The organism is Bacillus sp. SD075 (assembly GCF_017355165.1).
Lineage (GTDB): Bacteria > Bacillota > Bacilli > Bacillales > DSM-1321 > Peribacillus.
Map to the genome: position 1 here is coordinate 24,007 of NZ_JADILK010000051.1, position 7,783 is coordinate 31,789.

Below are 7,783 nucleotides of genomic sequence, written 5' to 3' on the forward strand. Positions count from 1 at the left end.
TGAATATATGCAATTTTCATGCCAAATTTACAAAACGCAATATTCAACAAATTATCAAAAAAAAAGCCTTCAATAGACAAGTTTTTTTGCACTTTGCGCCACGTTTTTTTGCACATTATGCCATGTTTTTTTGCACTTTTATTCATTTGATTTAATTTAAATACATTCCAAATATTACTAAAAGAATATATTCAAAGAATATTTCTACCGAAAACCATTTTTCTCCATTTTATTCCTTTAAATGTCATATTTTTGTGAGTTTACTCCATTTGATAATACTATGAAACGATGTAAAAATTAGGTATTCTCATGAAGGAGTTGGATGTTATGAAAGGTAAGGTATTTTTAGGAACTACACTATCTATCGGTCTATTATTTTCTGCTATTTCCCACCAAGAAGCTTTAGCGGCAAAAAATGTGTTACGTGTTGAAAAGTACAATAAGCATAAGGATTCGCTAGAATTCAAGTCTGGGAAACTTACGGACCCATCGAAGCAAACGGCAGAGGATATCATTCTTACCTTTTTTGATGAAAACAAAAAGTCTTACAAGCTAGAAAAGCAAAAAGCGAAAGACTCCTTCACGATCCAGAAAGAAAGCAAGGATGAACTAGGCAATACCGTCCTTAAATTGCAACAAACCTATAAAGGCGTACCTGTATGGAACTCCACACAAGCAGTTTTGATTGACGCTAAAGGTGTATTAACAGTCGTGTCCGGTACGGTTGAAGCCAATCTAAACACAAAATTAGGGAAAAGGGCTAAAAAAGGCATCAGTAAATCCGAAGCTATCAAAATAGCGGAAGCGGATCTTGGGTTCACTCCTGCCTACGAACAATCTCCTGAATCTGACCTATATGTATACGCAAATGAAGGCAAGGCCGATTATGTATATAAAGTCAATTTAAAATTCTTAAGTCCGGAACCAGGAAATCATAATTATTTCATTTCAGTCAAAACGGGGAAAATCCTGAATAAATTTAATACACTGGATGAAGTGACAGGGACCAATTCCGTCGGAACGGGCACCGGCATCTTAAACAACACCGTGTCACTGAACACTACCTTATCCAACGGCCAATACTATTTACAAGACAATACACGCGGCAAAGGCATCTACACTTATAATGCCAATAACCGTTCAAGTTTGCCTGGCACACTCTTTTCCAACACAACAAATGCTTTTACTTCTTCTACAGATAAAGCTGGTGTGGACGCTCATTTTTATGCGGGTAAAACCTATGATTATTACAAATCCACATTTGGACGGAACTCTTATGATGGAAATGGAACCATCCTGAAGTCAACCGTTCATTATGGATCGAGATACAATAATGCTTTCTGGGATGGCACCCAAATGGTTTACGGTGATGGAGATGGAACGACGTTCATTCCATTATCCGGCGGACTGGATGTCGTTGCACATGAACTGACACATGCGGTGACTTCCACTGAATCGAATCTTACCTATCAATATGAATCCGGTGCTTTGAATGAAGCGATTTCTGATATTTTTGGCACCGTTGTCGAATTTAAGAATCAAAGTGCCAAAGCGGATTATTTGATCGGAGAAGATATTTACACACCAAATATTTCCGGCGATGCACTCCGTTCAATGGCTAATCCAACATTGAATGGGGACCCTGACCATTATTCGAACCGTTATACCGGAACGGGCGATAATGGCGGAGTCCACACGAACAGCGGAATCATAAATAAGGCAGCTTATTTGATCTCTGCAGGCGGAACTCATCATGGGGTAAGTGTATCCGGAATCGGCATCGATAAACTGGGAACCATCTTTTACCGGGCAAACACGACTTATTTAACTTCCTCATCGACATTTTCACAAGCCAGAGCGGCAGTCGTACAAGCAGCCTCTGATTTATTCGGTTCAACCAGTGCAGAAGTCAATTCCGTCAAAAATGCCTTTACAGCTGTCGGTGTGAATTAAGAGAATTACCTATATGAACGACACCTCCCTAACTTCAACTCTAGCGGAGGTGTTTTTTTCTAATGTATTGTAATGGATAAACCGATTATTTACATTCATCTTGGAATAACAAGGAATTTTCCGATACATCATAGATAAACAATAAAATCGGTATCCAGTACTCACAGTGCATACTATATTCCTTCATATGGTGCTTGCAGCTTCACGAGATGCCCTGCTATCGTCCTACTGAGGATATTTTGGCCATTCGCTCCCGTTTTTCAGCCTTCATGTGCAGAATTCCGTCCGGGAGTACAGGTGGATCTCCAATAAAAAACAATCGTGTCGTTTGCTAAAAATGATTAATTCCGTAAAATAGTTGCTTTTCTCCTTATTAACTGTCAAGCTTAGATGATCTGGACTATATTGAATAGAACAAGTAGGTGACGAACATGATTGAAGTTAAAACTTCCACACTCAGTGATGGTGAGTTCAATAGAGGCGTATTCGCAACGCGAGATATTAAAAAAGGTGAGCTTTTGCATGAGGCACCTGTCATTGCTTATCCAAACGAGGAGCATGTTTTCATAGAGAAGACATTGCTGGCTGATTATGCGTTTGAATACGGAATTAACCATACTGCCATGCTTTTAGGTTATGGCATGCTGTTTAATCATTCTTATACACCCAACGCTACGTATGACATAAACTTCAAGAACCATACGTTTGATTTCTTTGCCTACACCGACATAAAAGCAGGAGAAGAGATCCTGATCAATTATAATGGTGAAGTCGATAATGAGGATCCGCTTTGGTTCAATAAAGAAGATGACGGTGAAGATGAAGCTTAATGCTCATTGATCATTCATGAAAGCACTTGTACTTTTGAAAGCCTGTCCAAGGTTTTGAAGAATCGGGTGCTTTTTCTTTTTTCCTTTCACCGGCTTGATGAATATTCATTGCTGGATTTTAATCGTAGGATGTTAAGCAATAAAAAAAAGCCCCATTAAGAACAACTTAATGGGGTTATTTCACCTTAACGTACGGATGGATTACTTGATTTTGTTTTGGTTATTGATTGAAATTGGCTCTTAACCTTATCAATGGTTTCCGGGCTGGCTAGGGATCTTATTTGCCCCATGGTTTTTTCACGGGTTTTCTTATTGCGCATTAAGAATGCGGCAGCTCCTATCAGGACGGTTCCAAGCATTTTATTTGATGGCATGTTAGTTTCCTCCTTCAAGTTAGTCATATTTAGTATTCCCTCCATCAGCTGATTTAAACAAAAGCATCCTTTTGAGGGAGCCGTTTCGCTTTTATTTATCCTCGCTCAGGCTTTCGATATACTTTATGCTTTCAAGATTTTTCACGACTTTTTCAGCTTGGTCAGGATCAGCTTTCGTTTGCTTCATATTGGTAAGTTTATAGGTCAGCACTCTTTTCACTGACTCATTAATTCTATCCATTGGAACTTCCCCTGCCTTTACTCCTTCCAGTAATCCGTTATATACCTCAAGCTCATGGGAATATTCATGACAGACAAGCAATAAATCAGCTCCTGCAAGGATTGCCTGCTTTCCCATATCTTCATAGGAGAAATACTTGTTCACAGCACCCATTTCCAAATCGTCAGTAACGACTAATCCTTCATATTTGAGTTTCCCCCGAAGCAGGTCTTCTATGATGATTTTCGAAAGGCTTGCTGGTTTTTCCTTATCATAGGCTGGATATTTAATGTGGGTCACCATCACGAAAAACTTTTGGTTATCCCTATCACTTATGATTTGCTTGAAAGGATAAATATCCGAATTTTCCAGATCAAGTTGATTTGCCTCCACGGAAGACGTTTCGACATGAGGATCGATTTCACTGCGCCCGTTTCCAGGAAAGTGCTTCAGTGCACCAGTTATCGATACATCGTTCAATCCTTGAATGGCTTTCTTTCCGTATTGATACACCTTTTCGGGATCTTGTCCAAATGAACGCCTATCCGTTTTCGATAGATCAAGCACAGGGGCGAAATTAATGTTAATCCCCATGGAGCCCAGTTCTGTCCCATTCAATTTAGCCACTTTGTATATGTCTTCAATAGCGGCATTTTTTCCAAGATCCTGTTGCGCAGGAAGGGGCGATACCCTTTCCTTCATCCTGATGATGTCCCCGCCTTCCTGATCGATGGCCACCATCAATGGAAGCGAATGTGTACTTTGATCGGCCGATTGCTGAAGCGAATTGGATAACCTGGCCACTTGTTTAGGGGATTTCATATTGCGGTCAAAATAAATGACACCCCCTATATGTTTTTGTTCGATAAGCTCTGTAATTTCACTGCTCTTTTCAGTTCCCTTGAAACCGACCATCATAAGCTGCCCGATTTTTTCTTCATGCTTTGACCTTCATTGACATTTTCTCTGTCCTTCCTTAATTGCCATTTTATTGATTTTGCTACACACTATCTTAATCATGTTCATAAACCGACAATTATATATCATCCTCACGAATTTTTTTGCATAAAGCATTAGCCACGTACCATACTACAAACAAAGCCTAATTAAAAGGAGAAGCCCCCATGAACGGAATCTTGAAGAATATTGCCGTCACCTTCAACCAAGCAGTCGATTATGCAAAAGAAAAAATAACAGTCATTACAGGAACAACTTCTGTTACGATAGCGGAATTGAGTGCGCACATCATCAATCAGCCTGAAACAAAACTAATCAGCAAGAATCTTTTAGGAATGCCTTTTTCTTTTTATCATTTACAAAAAGAAGACGTTACGTACTATTTGGAAATGAAAAGCTCACAGGTTCTCCAGTTGGATGTTCAAGCGCATAACCATATGATTGTTTCTTACAGGTCTTATCGAGATAAATCCAGCTTGCCCACGGCCATTAGATTTCCTAAAACCCTTTTATCCGAATGATAAAATAAAAAAGCTGATATCCCCGGCATATGGGGGTATCAGCTTTTTTCAAATCTATAGGGCGAAAAAACGGTCTCTTTCGCTTGCTATCCATTTCTCGGCATCCTCTTCATCCTTTTTAACCAAACGGTTGACGAGGATATCATGCCAAATGTAATTTTCGAGAAAATTGATATGAATGGGATCATCTGTGTAAAACGCCGTTTCCCTCGTTTCAGGGGAAGGGCCATAAATCGTCTCCGTGCCATCGATGGATAAGATGAACCATTTGTTCTCTCCGATATTGTCCACATAGCTTGTTTTGCGATGTACATCTATCCCTGATAATGGGTTTTCAACCTGAAATGCAATCCCCTTCAGAGTGCAATGCGCGGCGGCCCCTTTTAGCTCTTGCTCAAGTTTTACATACATCTCGTCCCATAAGGAAATCACCACCCGTTTCTTGGCTTTTTGAATCAAAGTACGGCAAAAGGATAGAATGTGCCCTTCACCCTTAAGCGTCATTACACGATTGTCTGACATCGGCTCGATTTTCTCGAATTGTTTTAGTGTATGACTGACGGATTGATAAGTATTATTCCATTTTGATTGGACCGATTCCAGAAACACATCGACTGGCAGCGGTGAATATTGTATCGAGTCATTGATTTCCTCTTTTAAAACGATTCCTTCTTCTTGAAGTCCATTTAATATTTCATAGATGCGGGCCCTGGGAATTCCTGATTCCTTGCTTACTTGGTAGGCACTGGTTGGACCTTGGCGGACCAAAGAAACATAAGCCTTTGCTTCATATTGACTAAACCCGAGAGACTGTAGTTTTTGAATGATATCTTGCATAGTACCTCCTAGTGCTTTTAGTAAGTTATATGCCTATCATACCAAATCACTTATCGAAATCTATTCGATTTCAAAAAGTAAGATTCTTCATTTCTTATTTACAGAAAGGCCTCCATTAGTTACTATCTAAATAGTGACTAATATAAAAACCTGGGATATGGCTCAAACGAAAACAAGATTTAGCCATAATGCCATTGATATGGAGGCTTCTTAGATGGAGGATGTACAAACTTCAACACTCTTGCTGCTTATGTTTTTCGGCTTTTTGGCAGCATTCATTGATTCTGTGGTCGGCGGGGGAGGCCTGATTTCCATACCCGCTTTATTATTTTCAGGACTTTCCCCTTCTCAAGCGATCGCAACGAATAAGTTAGCAAGTTCCATGGGGTCTTTAACAAGTACCATTGCCTTCATTCGCTCAGGCAAGGTTGATTTTCGACTGGTTTCCAAACTTTTTCCACTGATTTTCATAGGCTCCCTGCTAGGAGCTTGGATTGTCAATTTTGTCTCACCTGAATTATTAAAGCCCATGATCTTGGTTCTATTAATAGCCATTGCCATTTATACATTTTTTAAAAAGGACTGGGGACAGAAATCGACTTACCATAAACTCACATGGCATAAGGCAGGACTATTTACGTTCGCTATATTTGCCATTGGTTTTTATGATGGGTTTTTGGGCGCTGGAACGGGATCTTTCATTTTATTTGCCTTTTTAATGATTGGCTTTGATTTTTTGCACTCTGCAGGAAATGCAAAGTTTTTGAACTTCGGAAGTAATCTGGCAGCTCTAATCATGTTCCTATTCCTTGATACCGTCAATTTTTCCTATGGAATACCGATGGGGATCTCCATGATAGCAGGAGCACTAGCTGGTTCCAAATTCGCCATTAAGAAGGGAGTGGCATATGTAAGGGCGTTATTTATCATAGTAACCGTCATTCTGATCATGAAAAATTTAGTGGATTACTTTATGGGCGGTTAATTTTTTTAAATATTGCACTATGTTCCCGCCACAGAATGTGACATATAGGAATTTTTTGGGTATATGATAGGGATAGACTATGTGGAAGGTGTGATTGGATGATTGACAAGTGGAATGGTGAAGAAATGGCAGATGTATCGGGGCAAACCATTGTGATTACTGGGGCAAATAGTGGGCTTGGCTTCGAAACGGCTTTTGCACTGGCCGGTAAGGGTGCAGAGGTCATCCTTGCCGTCCGGAATGCTTCAAAGGGTGAAAAGGCGGTCGATAGAATCTTATCGGTCCATCCTAAGGCAAATGTACACGTGATGCATCTGGATTTAAGTGATTTAAGCAGCATTCGGCATTTTGCTGATTCCTTTCAGGAGAACTATGACTCACTCTCCGTCCTCATCAATAACGCAGGTGTGATGATCCCGCCATACAGTAAGACGAAGGATGGTTTCGAGCTGCAATTCGGCAGCAATCATCTCGGTCATTTTGCTTTGACGGGCCTCCTTCTTCCGCGTATCCTTTCTACACCAAAATCGCGTGTGGTCACACTGAGCAGCTTGGCCGCCATCAATGGATATATAGACTTCGAGAATCTAAATGGTGAAAACGGTTATAAACCAATGAAATACTATGGGCAAAGCAAGCTGGCCAATCTACTCTTCGCCCGCGAATTACAGAATAGATTCAACCAGCATGATGTAAAACCCATTAGCGTTTCCTGTCATCCTGGCCTTTCCCATACGAATCTCATGTCTCGCGGATCTGGCAAACCCATAAATAGATTCGTGCACTTTCTTTCCAAAACCATCACCCAGCCGGCAAGTATGGGAGCGTTGCCAACCCTTTATGCTGCAACGGAACCTTCATTAATAGGCGGGGAGTATATAGGACCTGATGGAAAGAAGAGCAGAAAAGGCTTTCCTAGAAAAGACGATATCATCGATACCTTATATAATGAAGAAACTTCTAAAAGATTATGGGATATTTCAGAAACCTTGACAGCGGTCAAATACCGTTTCACTGAAAGCATTAAGCCAAAGTGACTCTATGATCCCCCTGTTTTCGCCAAAAATACTCCATGGATATGGCAAAAAAAAGAGGGAGCATAATGG

At 40.3% G+C, this 7,783-nt stretch carries 8 protein-coding genes; 5 read left to right on the forward strand and 3 right to left on the reverse strand.

Annotation, left to right across the window (positions count from 1 at the left end; all coding sequences use genetic code 11):
- The first annotated feature begins 327 nt into the window (after positions 1-327).
- Both IOC57_RS22020 and IOC57_RS22025 read left to right on the forward strand, forming a co-directional pair.
- Positions 328-1,953: a M4 family metallopeptidase gene (locus IOC57_RS22020; protein WP_207440703.1), complete on the forward strand. Its 1,626-nt coding sequence runs from the start codon at positions 328-330 to the stop codon at positions 1,951-1,953.
- A gap of 431 nt (positions 1,954-2,384) precedes the next feature.
- A complete protein-coding gene (locus IOC57_RS22025) occupies positions 2,385-2,783 on the forward strand; it encodes an SET domain-containing protein (protein ID WP_207440704.1) in 399 nt (132 codons plus the stop codon).
- Positions 2,784-2,968: 185 nt separating this feature from the next.
- On the opposite strand, the gene IOC57_RS22030 is transcribed toward IOC57_RS22025, so the two are convergent.
- Together IOC57_RS22030 and nagZ are read right to left on the reverse strand one after the other, a co-directional pair.
- Positions 2,969-3,157: a hypothetical protein gene (locus IOC57_RS22030; protein WP_207440705.1), complete on the reverse strand. Its 189-nt coding sequence runs from the start codon at positions 3,155-3,157 to the stop codon at positions 2,969-2,971.
- 91 nt (positions 3,158-3,248) lie between these two features.
- Positions 3,249-4,292, reverse strand: a complete 1,044-nt coding sequence (gene nagZ, locus IOC57_RS22035) for a beta-N-acetylhexosaminidase (RefSeq protein WP_396020875.1) — start codon at positions 4,290-4,292, stop codon at positions 3,249-3,251.
- Positions 4,293-4,501: 209 nt separating this feature from the next.
- Between nagZ and IOC57_RS22040 the strand changes: the two genes are divergently transcribed.
- Entirely contained in the window at positions 4,502-4,855 is a 354-nt protein-coding gene (locus tag IOC57_RS22040) for a hypothetical protein (RefSeq protein WP_207440707.1), read from the forward strand.
- Positions 4,856-4,909: 54 nt separating this feature from the next.
- Here IOC57_RS22040 and IOC57_RS22045 read toward each other — a convergent pair whose 3' ends face one another.
- Positions 4,910-5,692 (reverse strand): TrmB family transcriptional regulator, encoded by a 783-nt coding sequence (locus IOC57_RS22045; RefSeq protein WP_207440708.1) that lies wholly within the window; start codon positions 5,690-5,692, stop codon positions 4,910-4,912.
- Between the two features lie 214 nt (positions 5,693-5,906).
- Here IOC57_RS22045 and IOC57_RS22050 point away from each other — a divergent pair, with 214 nt between their 5' ends.
- Together IOC57_RS22050 and IOC57_RS22055 are read left to right on the forward strand one after the other, a co-directional pair.
- Positions 5,907-6,677 carry a TSUP family transporter gene (locus IOC57_RS22050; RefSeq protein ID WP_207440709.1) on the forward strand — a complete coding sequence of 257 codons (771 nt, stop codon included), beginning with the start codon at positions 5,907-5,909 and terminating at the stop codon, positions 6,675-6,677.
- A gap of 98 nt (positions 6,678-6,775) precedes the next feature.
- Positions 6,776-7,714 (forward strand): oxidoreductase, encoded by a 939-nt coding sequence (locus IOC57_RS22055; RefSeq protein ID WP_207440710.1) that lies wholly within the window; start codon positions 6,776-6,778, stop codon positions 7,712-7,714.
- Positions 7,715-7,783: the final 69 nt, after the last annotated feature.